The organism is Helicobacter magdeburgensis, assembly GCF_000765825.2.
Taxonomy (GTDB): Bacteria; Campylobacterota; Campylobacteria; order Campylobacterales; family Helicobacteraceae; genus Helicobacter_C; species Helicobacter_C magdeburgensis.
Genome location: NZ_JRPE02000003.1, coordinates 189711 through 212654, shown reverse-complemented (window position 1 = coordinate 212654; position 22944 = coordinate 189711). Strand labels below are relative to the sequence as shown.

At 38.8% G+C, this 22944-nt stretch carries 24 protein-coding genes; 17 read left to right on the top strand and 7 right to left on the bottom strand.

Translation table 11 applies throughout. The annotated features are described in order from the left end of the window. The 7 genes from LS74_RS03450 to ribE all read right to left on the bottom strand — a co-directional run. The coding region (locus LS74_RS03450) for a restriction endonuclease subunit S (RefSeq protein ID WP_201274700.1) at window positions 1-525 on the bottom strand (525 nt) is incomplete at its 3' end. A 9-nt stretch (window positions 526-534) separates the two neighbouring features. Next, on the bottom strand, window positions 535-1191 hold the full coding sequence (locus LS74_RS03445; protein WP_004086099.1) for a hypothetical protein: 657 nt from the start codon (window positions 1189-1191) through the stop codon (window positions 535-537). Then, a complete protein-coding gene (locus LS74_RS03440; RefSeq protein WP_034589083.1) occupies window positions 1181-3106 on the bottom strand; it encodes an HsdM family class I SAM-dependent methyltransferase in 1926 nt (641 codons plus the stop codon). The genes LS74_RS03445 and LS74_RS03440 overlap by 11 nt, the downstream gene beginning before the upstream one ends. Window positions 3107-3320: 214 nt before the next feature. Beyond that, a complete protein-coding gene (locus LS74_RS03435) occupies window positions 3321-3695 on the bottom strand; it encodes a fluoride efflux transporter FluC (protein WP_034589081.1) in 375 nt (124 codons plus the stop codon). A gap of 75 nt (window positions 3696-3770) precedes the next feature. Continuing rightward, a complete protein-coding gene (locus LS74_RS03430; protein ID WP_138128806.1) occupies window positions 3771-4946 on the bottom strand; it encodes an ABC transporter permease in 1176 nt (391 codons plus the stop codon). After that, window positions 4946-5221: an EscU/YscU/HrcU family type III secretion system export apparatus switch protein gene (locus LS74_RS03425; RefSeq protein WP_034587457.1), complete on the bottom strand. Its 276-nt coding sequence runs from the start codon at window positions 5219-5221 to the stop codon at window positions 4946-4948. The genes LS74_RS03430 and LS74_RS03425 overlap by 1 nt, the downstream gene beginning before the upstream one ends. Window positions 5222-5231: 10 nt before the next feature. Then, complete coding sequence (ribE, locus tag LS74_RS03420; protein ID WP_034587459.1) at window positions 5232-5861, bottom strand: riboflavin synthase; 630 nt, start codon at window positions 5859-5861, stop codon at window positions 5232-5234. Between the two features lie 111 nt (window positions 5862-5972). Between ribE and LS74_RS03415 the strand changes: the two genes are divergently transcribed. From LS74_RS03415 to LS74_RS03335, 17 genes are all read left to right on the top strand, one after another. Continuing rightward, window positions 5973-6776, top strand: a complete 804-nt coding sequence (locus tag LS74_RS03415) for a TatD family hydrolase (RefSeq protein ID WP_034587478.1) — start codon at window positions 5973-5975, stop codon at window positions 6774-6776. Next, window positions 6764-7870, top strand: a complete 1107-nt coding sequence (locus LS74_RS03410; protein ID WP_034587460.1) for a lytic transglycosylase domain-containing protein — start codon at window positions 6764-6766, stop codon at window positions 7868-7870. The genes LS74_RS03415 and LS74_RS03410 overlap by 13 nt, the downstream gene beginning before the upstream one ends. Before the next feature lie 26 nt (window positions 7871-7896). Continuing rightward, window positions 7897-8790, top strand: coding sequence for a septal ring lytic transglycosylase RlpA family protein (locus LS74_RS03405; protein ID WP_034587462.1), 894 nt, complete (start codon window positions 7897-7899; stop codon window positions 8788-8790). A gap of 36 nt (window positions 8791-8826) precedes the next feature. Further along, a complete protein-coding gene (hisB, locus tag LS74_RS03400; protein ID WP_034587464.1) occupies window positions 8827-9438 on the top strand; it encodes an imidazoleglycerol-phosphate dehydratase HisB in 612 nt (203 codons plus the stop codon). Then, the gene (locus tag LS74_RS03395) at window positions 9435-9929 is read left to right on the top strand and encodes a KdsC family phosphatase (protein WP_034587465.1); all 495 of its coding nucleotides are present in this window, start codon (window positions 9435-9437) and stop codon (window positions 9927-9929) included. The genes hisB and LS74_RS03395 overlap by 4 nt, the downstream gene beginning before the upstream one ends. Next, complete coding sequence (locus tag LS74_RS03390; RefSeq protein WP_034587467.1) at window positions 9910-10446, top strand: hypothetical protein; 537 nt, start codon at window positions 9910-9912, stop codon at window positions 10444-10446. Before LS74_RS03395 ends, LS74_RS03390 begins: the two co-directional genes overlap by 20 nt. Further along, a complete protein-coding gene (lptA, locus tag LS74_RS03385) occupies window positions 10443-10925 on the top strand; it encodes a lipopolysaccharide transport periplasmic protein LptA (RefSeq protein ID WP_034587470.1) in 483 nt (160 codons plus the stop codon). The genes LS74_RS03390 and lptA overlap by 4 nt, the downstream gene beginning before the upstream one ends. Then, window positions 10925-11629, top strand: a complete 705-nt coding sequence (gene yihA / locus LS74_RS03380) for a ribosome biogenesis GTP-binding protein YihA/YsxC (protein WP_034587471.1) — start codon at window positions 10925-10927, stop codon at window positions 11627-11629. Before lptA ends, yihA begins: the two co-directional genes overlap by 1 nt. Continuing rightward, window positions 11619-12089, top strand: coding sequence for an N-acetyltransferase (locus LS74_RS03375; RefSeq protein ID WP_034587472.1), 471 nt, complete (start codon window positions 11619-11621; stop codon window positions 12087-12089). Before yihA ends, LS74_RS03375 begins: the two co-directional genes overlap by 11 nt. Then, the gene (locus LS74_RS03370) at window positions 12035-12505 is read left to right on the top strand and encodes a Ycf66 family protein (RefSeq protein WP_236096787.1); all 471 of its coding nucleotides are present in this window, start codon (window positions 12035-12037) and stop codon (window positions 12503-12505) included. The genes LS74_RS03375 and LS74_RS03370 overlap by 55 nt, the downstream gene beginning before the upstream one ends. Continuing rightward, a complete protein-coding gene (gene mrdA / locus LS74_RS03365) occupies window positions 12502-14289 on the top strand; it encodes a penicillin-binding protein 2 (RefSeq protein ID WP_034587476.1) in 1788 nt (595 codons plus the stop codon). Before LS74_RS03370 ends, mrdA begins: the two co-directional genes overlap by 4 nt. Window positions 14290-14319: 30 nt before the next feature. Then, window positions 14320-15309 carry a UDP-N-acetylglucosamine 4,6-dehydratase (inverting) gene (pseB, locus tag LS74_RS03360; protein ID WP_138128804.1) on the top strand — a complete coding sequence of 330 codons (990 nt, stop codon included), beginning with the start codon at window positions 14320-14322 and terminating at the stop codon, window positions 15307-15309. 74 nt (window positions 15310-15383) lie between these two features. Further along, window positions 15384-15875, top strand: a complete 492-nt coding sequence (gene ftnA, locus LS74_RS03355; RefSeq protein WP_034585152.1) for a non-heme ferritin — start codon at window positions 15384-15386, stop codon at window positions 15873-15875. Between the two features lie 52 nt (window positions 15876-15927). Next, window positions 15928-17157 carry a bifunctional phosphopantothenoylcysteine decarboxylase/phosphopantothenate--cysteine ligase CoaBC gene (coaBC, locus tag LS74_RS03350; protein WP_138128802.1) on the top strand — a complete coding sequence of 410 codons (1230 nt, stop codon included), beginning with the start codon at window positions 15928-15930 and terminating at the stop codon, window positions 17155-17157. A gap of 2 nt (window positions 17158-17159) precedes the next feature. Continuing rightward, the gene (locus LS74_RS03345; protein ID WP_034585155.1) at window positions 17160-17885 is read left to right on the top strand and encodes a hypothetical protein; all 726 of its coding nucleotides are present in this window, start codon (window positions 17160-17162) and stop codon (window positions 17883-17885) included. A 24-nt stretch (window positions 17886-17909) separates the two neighbouring features. After that, the gene (locus LS74_RS03340) at window positions 17910-19658 is read left to right on the top strand and encodes a BspA family leucine-rich repeat surface protein (protein WP_084584193.1); all 1749 of its coding nucleotides are present in this window, start codon (window positions 17910-17912) and stop codon (window positions 19656-19658) included. A 15-nt stretch (window positions 19659-19673) separates the two neighbouring features. Further along, the gene (locus tag LS74_RS03335; protein ID WP_034585160.1) at window positions 19674-22856 is read left to right on the top strand and encodes an FAD-binding and (Fe-S)-binding domain-containing protein; all 3183 of its coding nucleotides are present in this window, start codon (window positions 19674-19676) and stop codon (window positions 22854-22856) included. Window positions 22857-22944: the final 88 nt, after the last annotated feature.

The window sequence follows — 22944 nt, the reverse complement described above, 5'->3', positions numbered from 1 at the left end:
ATTAGAATCTAAAAGTTTATTTTCATAGTATTTTATGATTTTTCTTAAGTGCTTTTGCTCTAAGTTTTTCATAAAAGATTCCATAAAAGCGTAGTTTGGGTTGCCTTTAGAATCTATGGGGAGTTTAATAATTTGTTTTTTAATTCTAGTTTGTGAAAATTTATATCCATATCCATATTTTTGCAAAACAGCATTATCAATACACTGCTTAATAAATAATCCAACATAACGATTCATAGTCTTACCATTTTTAAGCATTATCTTTTCTATATGGTCGGTCGCTATAAAGTCGTTTTCTTGGTAAGCTATATAGCCTATAGTTGCACTATCCACACTTAAAACTCCACCTTTTTCTGTGGCTACATTTTGATAAGTGTTGTCTAATCCATTGTTGGTTGCTGCACAAGTTATTCTAGGTGTTCTACCATTTGGCATAAGCTCTCTTGGGTGCGTAGTATAAGTGCCTACAATCTCAAACAAATCACAAATTTTAAACTCGCCCCATTTCATAGAATCTACATTCATATTGTCTCCTTACTTGATTCCTTGATTTAATTCTGCTATAATTCTTTTTGTTTCGAGGGGATCCTTTTCCCCTATTCTTTCTAAAGATTTTTCTACTAAACCCATCAATATATCATCTAAAAAGATTTCAATATTTTCTGTTGCTAGATTTATAATCATTTTTTGTTTGTTTTTATTTTGTATAGACGCACTTAATCGTGGCTTGTTATCATTATTTAGCTTGTAGAGATTCTCAAAATGAAATGCCCTATTGCGTAAATTTTTAAAAAGTAGCAACAACAAACTTACTTTTTGATAATCTCTTAAGCCCTTATTCTTATTCCCCATAAAATACCGCTTAAAATCTAAGCTTTTTAAAAACTTATTTGTAAAAAGCTGATTGTGAATCTTGTAAAAATCCACCACTCTTAGCCAAAAGCCCAAACTCTGTTGCGATAATGCTTGATGATGGGCTAACTTGGTATTTAAAAGAGATTTTAAAATCCACTCATTATCATTTATGCTTACCACATAATCAATGCTATTTCTTAGCACAATTTCTATAAGCCCCATTTTTGCTGCGATAGAGTTTATTAACTTAAAATTATCTAAATGTTCTTTCAAATCCGCATAGCTATCTAGTCTTTTTTGTGAAAAAAGTCGTTGATATATTTCTTTATCTATCATCATCTCCCTCTAAACCAAATAAATATCCACGTCCGTGCGTTATCATATTAAATTCAAATGTGAGATAATCCGCCATTGTTTTATCAAAATCTTCGTATTTTGGAATCTCATCATTAAAATAATAAAAGCTGTGTAGCCATTCATCTTCTGCTTCTATGGTAGTTTTCACGCAAAATTTAGATTCTGCTTCCATTTCATCACGCCAGACTTTTAGCAAATGTGCTTTTTTATCTTTAGCGTGTATGGTTTCTACTAAGCCTTTATGCTTTTGTACTTCAAAGCCATCATCTTCGTAATTTATAAATTTGCAAATCTTGTCTTTATGGTGTGGAATCCACGCAGTAAATATGGCTATACAAGGGTTTGTGCCTACACCATAGAAGGTATTTTTATTACAAGTGATGACACCTTCTAGGGTATGCTTTTTTAAAATATTTGCTTTAATCGCCTTTTCTTCTTTGCTTTTTCCTGTAACGGCACTTTGCGGGATTATCACAATCGCTTTTGCTCCTTTAGTGAGAGAATCTAAAAGCTGTTCGCTAAAGGCGATTTCATAAAGATTTGGATTTGCCTTGCTGCCTTGAGAATAGGGCGGATTCATCATACCAATGCTTGCGGCTATATCTTTTTGAAGCTCAAAGGGATTTTGCTTTAAAAAGTCTTTATTTTCTAAATTACTTTTACCATCACCACGCACAATCATATTAGTCGTGGCAATGCAAAACATATCAGGCTTTTCTTCTATGCCAAAAAGTTGATTTTCTTTGATATGTTGCCTTTGTGTCTCATCTGTAACTTGTGAAAGCATATTATGCATAGCAGCGATCAAAAATCCAGCCGTTCCACAACAAGGATCAAATACAACATCATTAGGTTTTAACTCCACTAAATCACAAAAAAGCTCACAAATATGCTTAGGGGTTAGTATAATGCCTAAAGTCTGTCCATCGCCACCGCCATATTTCATAAATGTGCTATAAAATAATCCTAAAATATCCTCGCTTGTTTGCGTGTATTTAATATTTTGATAAATGCGTTTATAGAGAAATTCTGTGTAATGTTTTAGCGGTGTTTTGCCTAAGGTGCTGTTAGTTTCATTAATTTTTGGTGTATCTTTTATGATAGAGAATTGACTTAATAATTTATCTTTTTTCACTTCAGGGCTGACTTTTGCGCGGTTTAAATTACCTGCTATGGCTTCATAGATTTTTCTCCCATCGCTTGTTTTGTCATCTCCATTTAAGCGTTCTAAATCAAAGTTTTTATACTTTATCTCTTCTAGGGCAAGTAAAATACCAGAAACCACAATAGGCTTTTCAGTATCGCGTAAATTGCCATAGTTGCGTAAATCTTCGTGTAATTCTTTCGCATCTTTTAGAAGTTGCTCTGTTGTTTTCTCTTGGTCTGTTGGCTCTTTTAAAATCTCCTTTGTATAGTATTCTTCAATATTATCTTCACTGAAAACAATAAAGTCTTCTAAATCTTTTAAATCCTTAGTTACAAAGCCATTTTCATTGATAAAATAAGGCGTAATTTTATGGCGTTTTTCATTACCACTTACAGCTATGGCAATAATCTTTTTATAATTTGTGTGTTTGGCTAAGTGTTTGCCATAATGAATCGCACCATTAACGGCATAATTTTTTACAGAATCTGCATTTTCTAAATCAATGCAATTTTTTGAATCTAGTTTGCAATGCTTGTCTATATTTGCTTTGTTTTCAAACACAAATACAAAGTCTTTTACCACCGCACAAAAGTCTGGATAGCCTGCTTTACCGCTAAGGGCTTTGGAAGCAGTTTTAAACGCTTCATCTAGCTCTTTAGTTCCTCCTCCCTGCTCTGCAAAAGGTATGTTTGCAACCTTTAATAAATCCCTCACCCAAGAATCTGTTTTTACCTCATTTCTTGCCATTGCATTCCTTTGTGATTACAAAAAGCAGAAGTATAACAAATTTTTCAGCTACTTATCATATCTAGTTGGTAATAAGAATCTCACATTTCCCCTTGAGCTACACTAGATGTTAGGCTTATGTGGTGAAAAATCCGCAAATAGAACGATACATAAGCGAATATAAACACATTTACAAAAGTATGTGAAAGGCTAGAATCTTAAAGCTTTGTAGAATCTAGCCCTTAAACACATAGCCTAAATACACGCATAAGATTCCACATATATTGGAGAGTAGCACATAAAACATTGCGGTAAGGACACAATGATTTTGCAGGAGTTTTAGCACTTCTAGGCTAAAGGTAGAAAATGTGCTAAAGCCCCCAAGCAAACCGATAGTAAGAAACACAAATAAGAGTGAATCTTGCCCTTTTATCATCGCCACACATAGCCCTATACCAAAACACGCTAACATATTGATGCAAAATGTCGCTATGAAGCTATAATGCAGATATTGACTTGGCAAAATAGATACAACACCATAGCCTACATAAAAGCGTAACGCCGACCCTATACCACCACCTAAGCTGATAAGCGCGAGTTTGGTTAGCATTTGTGTCCTTTTGTGTGAATTGTTTAGTATATTTAGAGTGGCACGATGAACTGAAGGGGCTTTTAGATTTGTAATTCACTCATCTTCTATTTTCGCCTCTCTTTTGCGATAGATTAAGATTCCAAAGCTCAAAAAAAGCAAAAAAGGCAGCAATTCACACATTGTTTTTAACGCACTAAGAAAGTCTATGCCGTAGTTTGCTACCTGCACATAGAGTTTTAAATAATGGCTAATAGGCAGAATGATATGCCAAAAACTCGCAAAATTCCCCATAGAATTTACCGGGAAAGTAAGCCCAGCAAAAGCAAAGCTAGGCGCACAATAAATCGCTGCTACGGCTAAAGCTCTTGTGTGGTCTTTTAAAATCGCATAGGCAAACACGCCCACACTAGAATAGGCTAAAATCGTAAGCAAAGCCCCGATGTAGAGTGTGATATAACTCCCCCGAAAGCTAAAACCAAGGAAGTGAAAAAATAGCATCATCACACCCCACCATAATGAGAAGATTCCCGCATAGGCAAAGACTTTGGTAAGGATATATAATCGTGCGTGGATTCCATCTGGCATTTGGGATTTTTTGCCTTTGACAAAGCCCACATCAGCTTCATCTCTAGCTAGAGAGTTAATCACGCATAAAATCACAAGCATAATAAGAGAGCAAGGCAGAATCCCCGTTAGCAAAAATTGCGCATAGCTATTATTGATATTATAAAGTGGGGTGATTTGCATAAGGATAGGAGAGCTTTTTGCTAAAGCCGCATCAATATTATGCGTTTGGATAAGGTTTTTGCCAAGCTTTGCTTTGACATTACTTGTTAAAATAAGCTGCTTAAACGCTCCTTCAATAGACTTTGCTACAAGCATAAGCTGGGCGTTATAATAGATTGGGATCTCTGTTAGAATACCCTTTTTGCTATGAGATTCTAAACCTTTTGGAAACACAACAATCGCATAAATCTGCGTGCTACCCATATCATCTTTAGCTTCACTTAGGCTAGAGTAGCTCCGTGTAACGCTAATAGCAGGAATGGCGGAGAGATTGCGTGTAAGCTCTTGGCTTAAAGGTGTTTTGTCTAAATCCACTACGCCAATGGGAGCGGAACGCACAAAGCTTTGAGAAAATACCGCCCATATAAAAAGTCCCAAAAGTAAGGGGGTGAGCGTGCAAAGAAAGAGTGAAAATTTATCATTTAAAAAGCCATAAAATTCCCGCTTAAAAAAGCCTAAAATCGGCTTAAAATGCTCTCTCATTACATATCCTTGCTTAATTGAGCGTTTTTCTCACATTGCAAAAGCCATACAAACACTTCCACCACGGCATTATACATTTCAGGTGGGATATGTGAATCTAGCGGGATTTGTAGCAGGGACTGCACAAGCAGAGGGTTAGAAAATAATGGCACATCAAATTCCTTTGCTTTAGCAATAATCTTTAAAGCAATATCATTTTGCCCCTTTGCCACCACACGCGGGGCATTATCAAACTCCGCATTATAGGCTAGAGCCACAGCTTTTTTGTCCTTCAACTCATATTCCTTAATAGTTTAGATTCATCATATCAATATCACGCCAAGACAGAGCATTTTTGCTATTTCTACTCATATTCCGCAGGGTGCTTACCACGCTACGCGTGATGACATCAGATTCTATATTGACTTTTCTGCCGATTTGATATTCACCAAAAAGCGTGTTTTTAAGCGTGTGCGGGATAATGGTAAGCTTAAAGCCTTTGTCATTTGAATCTACAATCGTTAGGCTTATACCATCAACACACACCGAGCCTTTGGGTATCATAAGCTCAAGCATCGCTTCATTTGTTTGGATAAAAAAATCACTTGAATCCGCATTATGTGTAATGTAGCTAATTGTGCCTATGCCATCAATATGCCCCTGCACGATATGCCCATCAAATCTATCTCCAAGGCTTAGAGCTGGCTCCAAATGCACCTTTGCATTGGGGGTGAAATTTTCAATAGCGATATGTTGTTTGGTGTGATTACTTAGCTCCATTGTAACCCCCCCTTGAAAAAACGCAATAGCCGTTAGACACGCCCCATTAATCGCAATAGAATCTCCAAGTTTTGCTTGATAATCTGTATAAATCTCAAGTGTGTTGTTAGTAAAGCTTTTTACCCTTGCGATTTCACGCACAAGTCCGCTAAACATTAATCTCCTTATTGTTTGTAAAGATATTTATGCTAAAATCTCGCCTTTTATTCTAACATAAATCTAGCACAAATAAACAAATTACAGGGTTGCAGAATGAGTATTCCATATATGATAGACACGCATTGTCATTTAGATTCTACGCGGTTTGATGAAGATTTAGATTCTGTCATACAAAGGGCGTTTTCACATAATGTCAAAAAAATCATCATTCCCGGAGCGGATATTCACACCTTGCCAAAGGCTAGAGCAATAGCTCATAAATATGAAGGCGTGTATTTTGCCGCTGGGGTGCATCCAAATGACATAACTGATTTTAATTTGCAAACATTACAAGAATATGCCAAAGATGAAAAGTGTATTGCCATCGGGGAATGTGGGCTAGATTACTACCGCTTGGCTGAATCTATTGAATCTGGTGAAGTGGGGCAGAATCTTGAAGAGATAAAGCTAAGGCAAAAAGAAGTCTTTATCGCTCAAATAGAGTTTGCCCTAAGCTTAGATAAGCCCCTTATTGTGCATATACGAGAGGCAAGTAATGATAGCTTTGAGATTTTACAAGGCTATGAAAATGCTAGGGGGGTGCTGCACTGCTATAATGCGGATAGAATCTTGCTAGGACTTAGTCAAAGATTCTACTATGGCATTGGTGGGGTTTGCACCTTTAAAAATGCAAGGCGATTGATTGAAGCCCTGTCGCTTATCCCAAAGGAACGCATTGTGCTTGAAACTGACGCACCCTACCTTACCCCGCACCCACATCGTGGGGAACGCAATGAGCCTTATTTCATTCCATTGATTATGGCAAAACTCGCAAATGTGCTTAATATGAGCGAAGATGAAGTGATTGCCACAAGCACGAACAATGCTGAAAATCTCTTTAGAGAACTAAAGGAGTATAAATGCGATTTGTAAAGATTCTTATTCTTTATGTAATGCTCCCTTGCCTAGCCTTTGCCACAGAAGATGACTTCTACACAATGACTTATAATAAAAACACAAATATTTTAAACTCATTTGGTGTGCATACAAGCTTTATGACAACTATTGCCGATGATGAAAAAGCTCAAAGGATTAGAGATAGGTGGCAGTATTTTGTGCAGCGATTTGCCCAAAGCTATGAGTTTATCCCAACGCTTAGAAATATGATAGCTAAAGAGCAGATTCCACAGGAATTTTTGTTTCTTGCTATGGCTGAATCGGAATTTACACTCAATGCCAAAAGCTCAAAAAAAGCCATAGGGATTTGGCAGATTATGCCAGCAACCGCAAGGGGCTTGGGGCTAGAGATAAATGAATATATTGATGAGCGTAAAGATCCCATTAAAAGCACGCAAGCAGCGACAAAATACCTTAAATATCTTTATGAATCCACAGGGGAGTGGTATCTTGCGGCAATGGCGTATAATTGCGGTTTGGGGCGGTTAAAAAGGGGGATTGAAGAAGCTGGGGGAGATTCTCGCATTGAAACGCTGCTTGATGATGAAGCTCAATATATCCCTGCGGAAACGCGTAACTATATCCGCACGATTCTAGCAATGAGCCTACTTTTTAATGATGTGGATTTTTTGAAAGCTCAAAATGCGGATTATTTGCTTAATCGCGGTGCGACAGATAGCATTGCAAGTGTTGATGTAAAGGGCGGTATATCGCTTAGTGCCATTGCTAAAAGTGCTAAAATTCCATTAAGTGAATTGCAAAAGTATAATCGCCACTTTACACGCTCTTTTCTCCCGCCGGGCAATAAACGCTACAATGTCTATCTCCCCTATGATAAGCTCCGCACATTTAAGCAAAATTTTGATGAAAAAAAGCACGCTGAATCTGTGTTTGTTACACATATTGTGCAAAAGGGTGAGAGCCTTAGCACTATTGCTAGTAATTACAAGATTCCACTAAGTGAGCTTAAGGCAGTCAATAATATCAAAGGCTCACATATCAACATTAACCAAAAGCTCACTATCCCAAAGCTTAAGGGCAAAACAGCCACAATTGCTGATGGGCGGTAAGACTGATGATAAACAAAAGGAGTAGTATGAAATTTTCTTATGCTGTATGGATTTGTATCTTTGCTGGATTGAGCTTTTTAGGCTGTGTGGAGAAAAGTGCAGAATGGAGTGAAAGCGGCACAAAAGCAAAGGGTTTTAATGATAGTTTTGATGACTTAGATGCCTTTAATCAAGGCATAACGCCAAATATTGGTGGTAACTCTATGCGAGAATCACCAGCTATTCAAGAAGCAACAATGCGTCCTTATCAAGTCGCTGGGAAGTGGTATTACCCCGAAAAAGTGAGCCTTGGGGATAAATTTGATGGGTATGCGAGCTGGTATGGGGCTGACTTTCACGCTAAAAAAACTTCTAATGGTGAAACTTACAATATGCATGCTCACACTGCCGCGCACAAGACTTTCCCTATGAATACCGTTGTAAAAGTGCTGAATGTTGAAAACGGCAAAAGCACGATTGTGCGGATTAATGATAGAGGTCCTTTTGTGGAAGGGCGGATTATTGATTTAAGCAATGCCGCAGCAGAAGATATTGATATGGTCAAAGTTGGCACAGCAAAGGTGCGGTTAGAGATTGTCGGCTTTGGTGGTGTGATTAACAAAGACAATAAGCAAGAAGCCCAAAATGTGCAAAGCGATGATGTGCTAAGCAATGAATTTAAAGTAGATAGCACGCCAAAATCTGTGAGTGGTGGGGCATTTGCTATCCAAGTGGGGGCATTTAGACGCAAAGAAGGCGCGCAAGTTACCCAAGAGCGATTTTCACATATACCCCCTTATCAAAGCGTGATTCAGGAATTTGAGCTAGATAATGCACCTATTTATCGTGTATTTTTGCGAGGATTCCAAAGTGAGCAAGAAGCTAGGGATTTTTTAAAGAAAAACACACAGATTCAAGGGGGCTTTTTTATCCGCGATTAGAATCTAGCGTATTGATATGAAAAGGAGCAAAGGCGTATGGAAACACAGCTTAAAACACAATGTATAGAATTAGCACGAAAGACAAAAGAGACAGATATTGCTCTCTCTTTAAATCTCTATGGCAGTGGGAATGCGGAGATAGAAACAGGCATAGGATTTTTTAATCATATGCTTGAATCGCTGACCAAACATAGTCTTATGGATATAAGGCTTCATTGCAAGGGCGATATAGATGTCGATGGACATCATAGTATAGAGGATTGTGGCATACTCTTAGGCAAAGCGTTATATCAGGCAATTTATCCAGCAAGTGGGATTGAGCGATTTGGCAATGCGAGTGTGGTAATGGACGAATCTTGCGTGGAATGTGATATTGATGTAAGCAATCGCGGATTCTTACTTTTTGATACTCACGCGTATAAATTGCCTTTTAAAGGAATGGTTGGGGGCTTTGATGTGGAGTTAGCAGAGGAGTTTTTTAGGGCGTTGTGTTTGAATGCTGGATTAAGTGTGCATATCGTGCTAAAACGCGGGAAAAATCTACATCATATTGTAGAGGCGATGTTTAAAGCTTTTGCGGTGAGTTTTAGACGCGCTATAAGTCAAAATCCTAGAATCTTAACACCTTCAACAAAGGGGATATTATGATAAAGCTACTTGTATTTGATGTAGATGGAACATTAAGCGATGGTAAGGTGTATTACTCTCAATCGGGTGAGGAGATAAAAAGCTTTGATATACGCGATGGATTAGCCATTAATGTATGGAATAGACGCTTAAACTATCAAAGTGCCATTATCACGGGAAGAGAATCTCAAATGGTGAGAAAACGCACAGAGGAGCTAGGCATTGAGCATATTTTTATGGGGATAGAAAATAAGGGGGAAGTGCTTACAGATCTTATAACAAAGCTAAATCTCAAAGCGAGTGAAGTGGCGTGTATAGGTGATGATCTCAATGATTTAAGTATGTTTAGAATCTGCCAAAAAGCCTATATGCCAAAAAATGGGGCTAAGGCGTTAAAAAAATATGCCTACAAAGTTTTAAAATCTAATGGTGGCAATGGGGCGGTGCGTGAGATGATAGAAGATGTGCTAAAACTTAATGGAGACAAAAAGCTTGAAAAATATTTCTTATAGAATCTATGGCTTTTTTTTCGCGCTTTTATGCTTTAGCTTAAGCAGTATGGTGTTTTTCACGCAGGATAATGACTTACACAAAGCTATTGGTAAGGAAGTGCCAAATATAGAGATGACAAATTTCACACTCTATATGCTGACACCACAATATTGCCAAGCCATATCGGAAGGGACTTTAGCAATGCGATTTGAAAATAGAGAGGAGTTATATGAGCTTTTTATCCATCAAGTGAATAATAAGCTTAATGAATATCTCTACGCTCCTTATGTGCTAAGCAAAAATAGAATCTACACTTTTTCTCAAGGGGCAGATTATCTGCGGCTAGATGGACTAAGCTTTTGGAGCAAATGGGGTGCGTATGATTACAATAAACGCATTTTTCAAGGCAAAGAGGAGTTTATCCTGCGGAATAACACCACACAAGCCACAGGGCAGAATATTTTTTATGATTCTGTGTTGGGTGAAGTGAAGGCAGATACATTTAAGGCAGATATTCTGCTAGGGGAAAAATTATGACACATACCTTGCTAAAACTTATGCCTATACTGCTTTTATGTGCTTTTGCGTGGGGAAAAGAAGAAATTTTGCAAGTGAGTGCAAAAAACTTCCAAAGTGATATGAAAAAGGGCATTACAGAGCTTCAAGGTGAAGTTGTCGTAACAAAGGGCGGGGATACGCTATGGGCGGATAAAGTCATCATAGAGACAGATAAAAAAAACCGCCCACAAAAATACACCGCCATAGGCAATGTGAGATTCCACACTAAAATGCCCGATAAAGAGATGAAAGGTAAGGCAAAAAAGGCAATTTATGATGTAGCTAAAGATGAATATCAGCTCATTGATGAAGCGATGATTGAAGAGATAGGGAAGCAAAATACCATAAAGGGCAATGTGATTGTGCTAAATCCACAAACACAAGAAGCCTCAATCAAAGGTTCAAATCAAAAGCCCGGTGTGATTACCTTCATCATTGAAGATAAAAAGCAAGAATGATGACACAGAATCTAAAAGAGACAAGAGGGCAAGATTCACCAAAAAATCTTACGCAAAATGGAGTAAAGATTTTAGAATCTGCCTTTATCACAAGTGCAACAAATCCCAAAAATGCCCCTGCTCCTAGCATTACCGAAATAGTCTTTTTAGGACGCAGTAATGTCGGCAAAAGCTCACTTATTAATGCCTTGCTTAACGCTCCATTAGCCAAAAGCTCTGCAACACCCGGAAAAACACAGCTCATTAATTTTTTCTCATCATTATGGCTTAAGGAGAATCAAAAAATACCGCTTTGTTTTGTGGATTTGCCCGGATTTGGCTATGCAAAAGTGAGTAAGAGTATCAAAAAAGAATGGGAGAAGAATCTGCTTTCATTTTTGCTTTCACGCCAAAGCATTAAGCTGTTTTTACATTTAGTGGATTCTCGTCATACGGATTTAGAGATTGATAAAAGTGTGGAGGCGTTTTTGCAAGAGATTTGCAAGGGCGATCAAAGGATTTTGAGAATCTACACAAAAGCCGATAAGCTCAAGCAAAACGCCCTTAGCTCTTTACAGCATAAGCTTACTCAACAAAATATACTAGATTCACAAACGCAAAGCTATTTGTGTAGTATCACTGCCAAAAATCACAAAATCACTTCAATTCCTGCGTTGCGTGAAAAAATCTTAGATTTTACTTTGGGGATAGAAAATGGCATTTGAGTTTATAAAGCCCACATTGGCTGATATTAAGGAAATGCGGAATCTTGTCAGCGTGGAAGTAAAAAATGGCGTGATACTAGATAGAAGCGAAGATGAAATGGCAAATACCATTCGCTCTTATATCGTGGCTAGAGATAAGGGCAGTGGGGAGATTGCAGGATTCTGTGCGTTGTATGTGTATTCTGTGGATTTGGCTGAAGTGCGATCTTTAGTAGTGAAAGATTCTTATCGTGGCTCTGGGCTAGGCAGTGAGCTGGTAACAAGGGCATTGCAAGAGGGGAGAGAGCTTGGGATTAAAGAAGTGCTTGTTTTGACCTATAAGGCAAAGTTGTTCCAAAGGCTAGGTTTTGCTATAATAGAAAAATCTCTTTTACCAAATCACAAAATATGGGCGGATTGTATTAAATGCAAACATTTTCCAATATGCGACGAAGTGGCTCTTATAAACAAACTCTCTTAGGCATTACTCTTTTTGCCACGCTCTATGCGTATGAGAGTTTAGCAAGTATGACGATATGGCTGCCCCCACTTATTGGTGTGTGCTTGGTGTTATTTATGAAGTTTGATAAAGAGGATAGATTCTATTCTTTTATAGCCTTGCTTTTTGGTGTAGCCCTTATAGAATCTGAAAATAATCTTCCTTTAGGTATGCTTTTAGGGCTGTTTTTATTTTTAGCCCTTTTAGTTGTGCCAAGCATTCAAACACTCCTTAATACTCCTAAACTTGCCAAAGCAAGCTATGTTGCCCTAGCGTATTTGGGATTATATATTGTGGCTGTGATGATTGATATAGCCACAGGCAGCAATGTTACACCACCTTTTTTTATCGTGCTGTATTATTTAGTGATTGAAATTGTGATAGTGATGTTTCTATGATGAATTTGCGTTATAAATTTCTTATCATCTTTTTTGTTATTGTGTGGCTTATTATTTGTATGCGTTTATTTGTGATTAATGTCATCAATCACGAGTATTATGAAAAATTTGCCGAGAAAAATGCCATTCGCACAGAAGTGTTACTACCTATGCGAGGGCTTATCCTTGATAGGAATAATGAGCCTTTAGCCATCAATGAGATAGGCTTTTCCATCTCGCTTATTCCTAAGATTCGCAATAAGCAAGTTATAGAATCTGAAGTAGATAAAATTGTCTCTTTTCTTCCACATTTAGATAAAGATGAGCTTATAGATACATATAACAAAAACAACCACGCTTATAATCACGCCCCTGTGGAGCTAGTAGGCTTTGTGCCTTACGCACAAATGCTTAATATCTATGCGTATTTGAAACGCTCTTCAAATATCATTATTGCCGCTAATAGCAAACGACTTTATCCCAATGAGAGTGCGGCTTCACATGTGATTGGCTATGTGGCAAAGGCAAATGATAATGATATACAGAAAAATCCCCTTTCACAATACAGCAAAGTTATAGGCAAAGATGGCATTGAAAAAACCTATAATACATATTTGCAAGGTGAAGCAGGGTATAGAAAATCTCAAATCAATTCCTTGTATAAACAAGTGCAGCTTTTACAAGAAGATGATGTGCTAAAACGCAATGATTTGCGTCTCTCGCTTGATTTAAAATTGCAAGAAAGCATTGATAGGGACTTTGAGTTTCACTCTGGAGCGGTTATTGTAATGAATGTGCATAATGGCGAGATTCTAGCTGCTGGAAGCTACCCGGAGTATAATATTAATCTTTTTGTTGATGGCATTAGCCATAAAAATTGGCAAGAGCTTACAGAAAATATTCATAAACCTTTGATTAATAAGCTTGTGTATGGACGCTATCCGCCCGGCTCGGTTATTAAAATGGGTATGGTTTTGGCATTTTTAGAATTTGCTGGGATAACTGAGCATAGTGTCATTCAAACACCACCCTATATTGAGTTTGGCAATCGTAAATTCCGCGATTGGAAGGCTTCTGGACACGGCAGCTCTGATGCGATAAAGGCAATTAGAGAATCTGTTGATGTGTATTTTTATACACTCTCACAAAGAGCGGGTATTGAAAATATGGCAAGTGTGCTTAGTCAAATGGGTATAGGCGAACTCACCGGCATTGACATTCCAAATGAAGTTAAAGGCATTCTGCCAAGTCCGGAGTGGAAGCTCCGCCGATATGGGGAGCAATGGTATGGTGGTGATACGATTACCACTTCCATCGGGCAGGGTTATTTTCTCTCAACCCCTATGCAGATTGCAAGATATACAGCCCTTATTGCTTCGGGCAAACTTGTAACGCCACATTTTGCAAAAGATTTTAATAATGAACCTGCAAGCTTTGAATCTAAAGATGTTTTGAGTGAGTTTCAAAAATCAAAGCTTGATGTGCTAAGAAAGGGAATGTATCAAGTGTGTTCAGTCCCGGGTGGGACGGCATATTTTCGCACACAAGGGACAAAAGTAAGCCTTGCGTGTAAGACAGGGACTGCTCAAGTTGTTGGGATTCCACAAGATATTCAAAGACGCGTAAGAGAAGCAGATATGGAGTATTTTCATCGCTCTCATTCGTGGATTACTGCATTTTTACCCTATGAGAATCCACAATATGCGGTAACAATTCTTATAGAACACGGCGGAAGCGGGGGGAATGGCGGACCATTGCTTGTAAAAATCGCCAATAAACTTAAAGAGCTTGGCTATGTCAAATAAGGCAGACAAAATTATGCAAGGGGAGAATCTATGCTAGAGAATAAAGTCATTTTAATCACCGGAGGCACGGGGAGCTTTGGGAAAAAATTTGTTGAAAAAGTCTTAAAAACGCATAATCCCAAAAAGATTATCGTGTATAGTCGCGATGAGTTAAAGCAATATGAAATGGCACAAGTCTTTAATGACAAAAGAATGCGGTATTTTATCGGCGATGTGCGGGATAAAAGTCGCCTTGAAGTGGCGTTAAATGGTGTGGATATTTGTATCCACGCGGCTGCCTTAAAGCACGTGCCAATTGCCGAATACAACCCTATGGAGTGTATTAAAACAAATATTGATGGGGCAAGTAATGTTATCAGTGCTTGTCTTAGCAATAATGTCAAACATATCATTGCTTTAAGCACCGATAAGGCGGCAAATCCTATTAATCTTTATGGTGCGACAAAGCTGTGTTCGGATAAGCTTTTTGTAACCGCAAATAATATCAAGGGGAGCAAGGATTCTAAATTTAGCGTTGTGCGTTATGGTAATGTTATCGGCTCTCGTGGATCTGTTGTGCCGTTTTTTCAAAAGCTCGTGTGTCAAGGGGCAAAGGAGCTACCTATCACTGATGAGCGTATGACTAGATTTTTTATCACGCTAGAATCTGGCGTGGAGTTTGTGTTGCAAAGTTTAGAGCGAATGCACGGGGGTGAGATTTTTATCCCTAAGATTCCAAGTGTGAAGATTACGCAGTTAGCTCAAGCCTTAGCACCAAATCTCAAACATAAAATCATCGGCATACGCCCGGGCGAAAAGCTCCACGAAGTAATGGTGCCAAAAGATGATTCTCATTTATGTATTGAGTTTGATAAGTTCTTTATCATCGCACCAACGATTAATTTTCAAACGCCTGTTGATTATCACACAACACGCAAGGGTGAGATTGGCAGGGCTGTGGAATCTGGCTTTGAGTATAGCAGTGAAAGCAATTCTTGGTGGCTTCACAATGATGAAATTCTCAAAATGATTGAAAAATGATAAAATTTTAAGCCATTTATTAGAAAACAAAAAATACAATTTCGCGTTTTTAAATTCTCATTAAAGGAGTCAAAATGATTAAGACAGAAATTGTAAAAATGCTGAATGAGCAAATTGCAAAAGAAATGTATGCGGCAAATCTCTATTTGAGTATGAGTTCTTGGTGCTATGAAAACAGCTTTGATGGTGCGGGATTATTCCTATTCCAACACGCTGATGAAGAAAGCGGACACGCAAAGCGTCTTATTACTTATCTTAATGAGACAGATTCTAAAGTGAGTATTGCTCAAGTCGCCGCTCCTGAATCTAGCTTTAGCGGGTTGCTTGATGTATTTGAAAAAACTTACGCACACGAACAAAAAATCACGCAATCCATTAACGAGCTTGTGGATTTTACATTACAGAGCAAGGACTATGCGACTTTCAACTTCTTGCAATGGTATGTGAGCGAACAACACGAGGAGGAAGCACTCTTTAGGGGCATTGTGGATAAGATTAAGCTTATTGGCTCAAATGGCGATGGTCCTTACCTTGCAGATAGATTCATTAAAGAACTCTCAAAATAACTAAAAAATAAGCTCTTCTGTGCTAGATTCCCTAGCACATAAAGGAGAGTGAATGCAACATATTTTCCACAATAAAAATATCCTTATTCTCATAAGTGGTTCAATCGCCGCGTATAAAATGCTTGATTGTATCTCGCAGCTGAAAAAATATAATGCTCACATCAAGGTTGTAATGAGTGAAGAAGCTTGTAAATTTGTTAGCCCCTTAAGCTTTGAGGCAATGAGTGGGAATCTTGTCCTAACTGAACATAATCAATCGTGGATTGCTCAATCAGGTGCTACAAATGGGGCAAATCACATTGCTTACGCAAAGTGGGCGGATATTGTCCTTATAGCACCAGCCAGTGCCAATAGTATTGCTAAAATTGCTTGTGGCATAGCCGATAATGTCTTGCTTACCACACTCCTAGCTACAAGAGCAAAAAAGCTTATCGCCCCTGCGATGAATACGGCTATGCTAGAATCTCCGCAAACTCAAGCCAATCTCACTACACTTAAAAATCTAGGCTTTGAATGTATAGAATCTCGCTCAAGCCTTTTAGCCTGTGGGGAGATGGGAGATGGGGCGTTAGCGGAGATTGATGAGATTATTTTTAGACTTGCTCGTGGGCTACATACAAATGTATTTTGGCAGGGCAGAGATGTCATTATTAGCGGCGGTGGCTCAAAAGAGAGCATTGATGAGGTGCGATTTATCTCAAATCATAGCAGTGGCAAACAAGCAAGTGCTTTGGCTATCGCACTTTATACACTCGGGGCAAAGGTGAGTTTTGTCTCAAGCATTTTTTCTATTGCTTTGCCAAAGCAGATTGCACAGATTACAGCCCAAAGTGTTGCTGATTTTTACACGGAGATTCACAAACTCATTAAAAAAGCAGAATCTAAACCCTTTGTCTTTATGGCAGCAGCCTTGGCTGATTATGCCCCTAAACCACAAAAAAGCAAACTCAAAAAAGAGCAGGTGGGCGATACACTCACATTGCAATGCTTTCAAACGCAAGATGTGTTAGCCTCCATTCCGCCAGAATCTGCGTATAAAATAGGCTTTAAAGCCGAGATGGATAGGGCAAATGCCCCGCATTATGCGAAAACTATGCTAGATTCTAAGCAATGCAATATGGTGTGTCTCAATGTCATAACTAAGCAAAACCCCTTTGGTGCGGATAGCAACACGATAAATATTCTCACACACGACTTTACTCAAAGTGTAAGTGGCTCAAAACTTGAAGTCGCCTTTAGTATAGCTAAAGCCTGTGAAAGCCTTAAAAACTTAAAAGCCTAGCAATGATTCAAAAAATCGCTAAGTTAGCTCAAAATCTTAAAGTTTCTAGCCCCACGACCTACAATGCCGCCTTGCCTATGCTGATTAAAGTCTTAGCACAAACAAAGGGGGATACCTATCTCTTACAAGTAGGTTCAAAGCAGATTCAAAGTAAAAGCCACAAAGAGCTTTTTATCGGGCAGAAATATTGGGGTGAAATGGGGAAAAGCTCACTAGGGCATATCACCTTGCGGAATCTTATTCCGCAACCAAACATTTTAGAATCTTTTAGTAAAGCCCCATTGCAGTTTAGTTTGCAGGATTTGCAGGAATTAGGGGAGCAAAAGGATATATTTGAAGGATTCAAAGACTTTTTAAGTCAAAAATTAGCTACTGCTCAAAGCAAAGAGGAGTTTTTATTTTTAAGCAATCTCCTGCTTGGGCTAAAAAGTGGGGTGTTAAGTCTTACTATCACTGAAAAAAATGAGATTTTACAAATGAAAAAAATAGGGACAAATACGATGCGATTTAGTGCGATAATGCCTTCCCTTGGCATTATTGAAGGCGAGATAAGCATAACAAAGGGCGGAAATGCTTTAAGCCTAAAAGTGATGTATGAAAGCACAAAGGCTTTGCTGGAAAAAAATCTTTCACTTCTTAAAGGCTTTAAATTAAGTAAAATCACGCTAGATTCTAGCCTTAAGCCCCTGTATGAGTTTAAAGAAAGTCTGCTTGATGTGCGTAGCTAGATACATCAAAAAGAAAGGAGCGTAATGATGACACGAGAAATTGAACGCTTTATGCTTGAGGCAAAGGAATATTTTAAGGATAGAATTTGTATCAATCTTTACTCTATCGCTATAAAAATCTTGCTCTGTGTGATGCTATGGGTCTGTGTAGGGAATGCAGCAGATTCTACGCAAAGAAGCTTACACAAAGAACAATATGCTTTTTTTCCAGATGAAAGCACAGAAGCTATGCTTTTACAAAAAACAAAGGCTCTTATCCCAAGATTTTTGCACTCCCAGCCAGAATATTATATCTTTGCCAAAGATTTTAGCCAAGAGCAAAAGCAATGGTATAAGGAAGTTTTGCATCTGCTTGATGAGGGGAGATTTGAGGTAGAAAAAAATGATGTCAAAAAGGGCTTAAACGCACTTGATTTAGCGTGTGAAAAGGGCTTAGAGGTAGCTTGCCTTGAGAAAATTAAGACACAATATAAGTTTATTGAATATGCAAGAATCTATGCAAAGACGGCAAGAGAGGATTCAGCTCCAAGGGTATTTGAAGATAAGGAATATATAAAACATCTCAACAAGTTACAGGCTCGTTGTATGGCTAAAAAAGCACATATAGATAGCGGCTTTTCTTGTGTGGCTTTAAATAAGTTTTTTAGAGAAGAGGACTTTGAGCGATTTAATGATACATATAAAGATTTAGTCAAAGAGGTTGAAAAACTTCAGCCCTCTAGTTTGCCGCAATTTAGTGTGCGGACACATCTTAATACTAGGGCTTGTGAGCTAGGTGAGCCTACGGGCTGTGTGAGATTGTATTATAGCTTTATGGATTTGAAAAAGAGTGAGCATAAAGTTATTGCAGATAATAACGATGTGTTGGCGGCGATTTTTGAGCAACGCATAGATACGATGACGGCACAACTTTTTCAAAGTGCTTGTTTGCAGGGATTTGGGCTATATTGTGCGATGTTTGCAGATGAGTTTTACGGAGCAAGGACTTGGTTTAAGTTTGCGATAATGGGGATTAACAACTACTATGATAATTCACAGAAAAAAGCCTCACAGAAAAAAGTCTGTGAGTTTTTGCAGAATGGTTGTTTGCTACAAAGTGCAAATGCCTGTTATTACACTACTGCCTATCAATGTAGTCAAGCAGATGTAGGCAAATCTAAAAAGCCAAAATCAAAAAAGGGACTACCCTACTTTCCGCAAAATAGAGATGAGCTTGTGGAGCTTATCAATGATAAACGCGTGGATCTCGCAAAGATTGATACCAGCGCCATTACAGATATGAGCTTTTTATTTGCAAATCACTTGAGAAATCAATACTATCCTGTATTTGATGATCCTGAAGGTAGGGGTAGCTGGGGGAAAGACTGGCTACCCGGCGAGTTGTGTGGAGGGTATCAAGATCATCGGGAAGTTTTTCTTACGGATTGGCAATATTATGAAGGGAAAATAAATGAGATTCGGCGTAACAATTTTAAGCAATGGGATATTATAATGTTTCAATGCTACAAAGAAAATGGCGGTAAAAGAAAAAATCTAGCAGGTATAGAATCTTGGGATACAAGCAAGGTAGAGAATATGGCAGGAATGTTTAGCGGAGCGACAAGCTTTAGTCAAAATATCAATCTATGGGATACAAGTAGCTTAAAATATAATGCAGGTATGGCTTATAAAGCCAAAGAGCTAGAAAAGATTATGGAACAAAATGCAGAGAAATGGGACAAAAATGGGGTGATAGACTACCAACAAGTCGTCATAGATGAACCCAACCATTAAGCCAAAGGAGTAAAAATGACAACGCGATATAGAGACTTTGAAGGCTTTATAGCAGAAGCAAAGGAGATATTTAAAGATAGAATCTACACAGATTATCTCCGCCGCTTTGCTTATGGGATTGATGCCTCTTGCTATGCGTATGTGCCGCGTGTGGTGGTAAGAGCGGTGAATGAAAATGAAATCATCAATCTTTTTACACTTAGTCAAAAATACAATACCCCACTCACATTTAGAGCCGCTGGGACTAGCCTAAGCGGACAGGCGTGTAGTGACTCTGTGCTTGTATTAGCCAATGCGTTTTGGCAGGATATTGAGATTATAGGCAATGCGGAGAGTATAAAATGCGGCTGTGGGGTGATTGGGGTAGAGGCAAATGAAGCCTTAAAGCCCTATGGCAAAAAGATAGGACCAGACCCAGCGACTATCAATAACGCAATGATTGGCGGAATCTTTTCAAACAACTCTAGTGGTATGTGCTGTGGCGTGAAGCAAAATAGCTACAACACCATAAAATCCGCACGATTTATCCTATTTGATGGCACTATACTTGATACAAGTGAGAATGCCAAGCCAAATGAAAGCATAGAATCCTTTTTGCAAAAACATAAAGATAAGGCAGATTCACTTCTAGCCTTGCGTAAAGAGATTCTGCAAGATACAGAGCTTTGTGAGCTTATCAAAAGAAAATTTGCCATCAAAAATACAACCGGTTATAGTATCAACGCCCTGCTAGATTTTAGTGAAATTAAAGACATTATCAATCATCTTTTCATCGGTGCGGAGGGGACTTTGGGCTTTGTGTCTTCTGTGGAGTATGAATGCGTGGAAGATTATGCTTACAAAGCGTGTGCCTTGCTTTTTTATAAGGATTTAGCTCTTGGGGCAAAGGCGGTGGAGATTCTAGCGGGGAATGAAAGCCTTGTGAGTGCGGCGGAGATTATGGACTATGCGTGTTTAGATTCTGCTAGGGGCTTGGATTCTGCCCCTAGTGAGTTAGAGAGAATAAAGAGTGAGGCTTGTGCGATTTTGGTACAGTTAGAATCTAGCACACAAAAGGAGCTAGATTCTAAAATCGCTCATATAAGTAAAGAGCTAGAATCTGTGCCAAGCCTTTTTGGCGTGCATTTTAGCAGTGATGAAAAGCTTATGGCGTCTTGGTGGAAAATCCGCAAAGCTCTTTTGCCCTTAGCCGCTGGGAGTCGCCCAAGTGGGAGCATTGTCATCACTGAAGATATTTGCTTCCCTATCAAAACTTTCGCACAAGGCATAGATTCTATAACCAAGCTTTTTAATCAATTTAATTTTCAAGGCATTATCTTTGGACACGCTTTGAGTGGGAATGTGCATTTTATTATCACGCCTAATCTTAATGATGAGAAAGAGAGCCAAGCCTTTGGGGAGTTTATGGAAGCGATGGTAGATTCTGTCATTGCCTTGCAGGGTAGCACAAAGGCAGAGCACGGCACAGGGCGAATGATTGCCCCCTTTGTGGAAAAAGAGTGGGGAGCGAAAGCGTATGCCATAAATCGCAGGATAAAAGAGATTTTTGATCCGCATAGCCTTATCAATCCTGATGTTATCATCAGCGATAATCCCCAAATCCACACGCAAAATCTCAAGCAAAGCAGCGAAGTAGAGGACTTTATCAATCAATGTATGGAATGTGGATTTTGCGAGAAAGTCTGCCCTAGCAGAGAGCTAACACTCACACCAAGGCAGAGAATAGCGGTGCGAAAAGAAATCGCAAGGCTAGAGGCTTTGTTAGCAGAATCTAGTGCCAAGCAGGATTCTAACACAACGCAAGATTCTGGTGAGAGAATAGAATCAAAAGAATCCGCCTATGCAGAAGTGGCAAACACAGAGAAAAATGGGGAATATAGAGCGGAGTGCGGAAGTATCTTTGAGTTAAAATCGGGGCTTTGCGAGATGAGTGCGAGAAGCTACCTTAAGGGTAGTGCCGAAGCACAAGACGAAGCAATCGCTGATTTTAGCCAAAAAGACAACGCACAAAAACTAAAAGAGTTAAAACAAAGCTATCAATACTTTGGCATCGACACCTGTGCCACCTGCTCTATGTGCTCCCTCTCCTGCCCCCTAGAAATTGATAGCGGTAAAATCGCCTCCAAACTTAGCCCTGCCGTAAAAGGCACATTTTCACGCTTTGTTGCTACACAGAGTGCCAAGCACTTTAGCACCACTCTTAGCCTTGCTAAAGGGGGCTTACGCATAGCAAACTTTAGCTCTAATATGTTGGGTAAAAATACACTTAGTAATTTAAGCAAAAAGATAAAGTTCCTGCCCTATATCCCAAGCTCACTGCCTAGGGCAAATGCTTACAAACTAGAATCTAAAGATTCTAACGCACAATCTCAAGTAGCAATCATATACTTTAGCACTTGTATCAATCGCTCCTTCGCCCCACAATCAAGCTTGAAAGATACAAGAGCCTTGCAAGAAGTCTTTGAATCTTTGTGTAAGAAAGCTAATGTGAGTGTGGTATATCCGCAAAATCTTAGCAATCTTTGCTGTGGCAAGGCGTATAAAGACTATCCACAAAGTGCGCAAGCCAAACGCAAGGAAGTGTATAAGGCATTAGATTCTACTATGAGAGACTTGCAAAGCAAAGGTGTGAAGCAAATCCACATCGTGTGCGATCATAGTGCGTGTAGCTATGAGCTAAAAAGTGGGTTAAAAGAGCTAGATTCTACTCTCACCATTTTAGATATGCCTGAATTTATAGAATCTACTCTTTTACCACGATTACACATTATGCCTTTAGATGAGGATATTGCACTTTATGCGATGTGTGCTACAAGAAAGGGCAAATGGGATAAGTCTCTAGAATCTATTGCCAAAACCTGCACGAGTGGCGAAGTTATAGTGCATTCTAAAACGCAGTGTTGTGGCTTTGCAGGGAATAAGGGCTTTATTTGCAGTGAGCTAAATGCTTCAGCTTTGCGGGAGTTAAGCGAGTTTTACGCAGATAAGCAAACAATGGAAAGTGAAAAAATAGATTCTAACTTAGAATCTACAAAACAATCCGCCACGCAAAGTAGCAAAGGGCAAAAGCATAAAAAACTACGCCTTGGATTTTCAAGCTCTAGCACCTGTGAAATAGGACTGAATGATAAAACAAATATCATTTGGCAGAATCTGCTCTATCTTGTGGATAGGGTGAGTAAAAGCAAAAATATGTAAGCAAGGCGAATATGTCAATGAGAATAAAAGGCTTTAGGCTTAAATCCTGCCTTTAATGTGGGGTCTAGCTTTTGGATTATGTGGATTG

Coding starts and splice junctions, on each gene's coding strand:
- LS74_RS03415 (WP_034587478.1), top strand. CDS start 5,973: ATGATAGACACGCATTGTCATTTAGATTCTACGCGGTTTGATGAAGAT.
- hisB (WP_034587464.1), top strand. CDS start 8,827: ATGGAAACACAGCTTAAAACACAATGTATAGAATTAGCACGAAAGACA.
- LS74_RS03430 (WP_138128806.1), bottom strand. CDS start 4,946: ATGAGAGAGCATTTTAAGCCGATTTTAGGCTTTTTTAAGCGGGAATTT.
- LS74_RS03345 (WP_034585155.1), top strand. CDS start 17,160: ATGATTCAAAAAATCGCTAAGTTAGCTCAAAATCTTAAAGTTTCTAGC.
- pseB (WP_138128804.1), top strand. CDS start 14,320: ATGCTAGAGAATAAAGTCATTTTAATCACCGGAGGCACGGGGAGCTTT.
- LS74_RS03375 (WP_034587472.1), top strand. CDS start 11,619: ATGGCATTTGAGTTTATAAAGCCCACATTGGCTGATATTAAGGAAATG.
- yihA (WP_034587471.1), top strand. CDS start 10,925: ATGACACAGAATCTAAAAGAGACAAGAGGGCAAGATTCACCAAAAAAT.
- LS74_RS03340 (WP_084584193.1), top strand. CDS start 17,910: ATGATGACACGAGAAATTGAACGCTTTATGCTTGAGGCAAAGGAATAT.
- ftnA (WP_034585152.1), top strand. CDS start 15,384: ATGATTAAGACAGAAATTGTAAAAATGCTGAATGAGCAAATTGCAAAA.
- LS74_RS03370 (WP_236096787.1), top strand. CDS start 12,035: ATGCAAACATTTTCCAATATGCGACGAAGTGGCTCTTATAAACAAACT.
- LS74_RS03405 (WP_034587462.1), top strand. CDS start 7,897: ATGAAATTTTCTTATGCTGTATGGATTTGTATCTTTGCTGGATTGAGC.
- LS74_RS03395 (WP_034587465.1), top strand. CDS start 9,435: ATGATAAAGCTACTTGTATTTGATGTAGATGGAACATTAAGCGATGGT.
- LS74_RS03435 (WP_034589081.1), bottom strand. CDS start 3,695: ATGCTAACCAAACTCGCGCTTATCAGCTTAGGTGGTGGTATAGGGTCG.
- LS74_RS03410 (WP_034587460.1), top strand. CDS start 6,764: ATGCGATTTGTAAAGATTCTTATTCTTTATGTAATGCTCCCTTGCCTA.
- LS74_RS03445 (WP_004086099.1), bottom strand. CDS start 1,191: ATGATAGATAAAGAAATATATCAACGACTTTTTTCACAAAAAAGACTA.
- LS74_RS03440 (WP_034589083.1), bottom strand. CDS start 3,106: ATGGCAAGAAATGAGGTAAAAACAGATTCTTGGGTGAGGGATTTATTA.
- ribE (WP_034587459.1), bottom strand. CDS start 5,861: ATGTTTAGCGGACTTGTGCGTGAAATCGCAAGGGTAAAAAGCTTTACT.
- lptA (WP_034587470.1), top strand. CDS start 10,443: ATGACACATACCTTGCTAAAACTTATGCCTATACTGCTTTTATGTGCT.
- LS74_RS03335 (WP_034585160.1), top strand. CDS start 19,674: ATGACAACGCGATATAGAGACTTTGAAGGCTTTATAGCAGAAGCAAAG.
- coaBC (WP_138128802.1), top strand. CDS start 15,928: ATGCAACATATTTTCCACAATAAAAATATCCTTATTCTCATAAGTGGT.
- mrdA (WP_034587476.1), top strand. CDS start 12,502: ATGATGAATTTGCGTTATAAATTTCTTATCATCTTTTTTGTTATTGTG.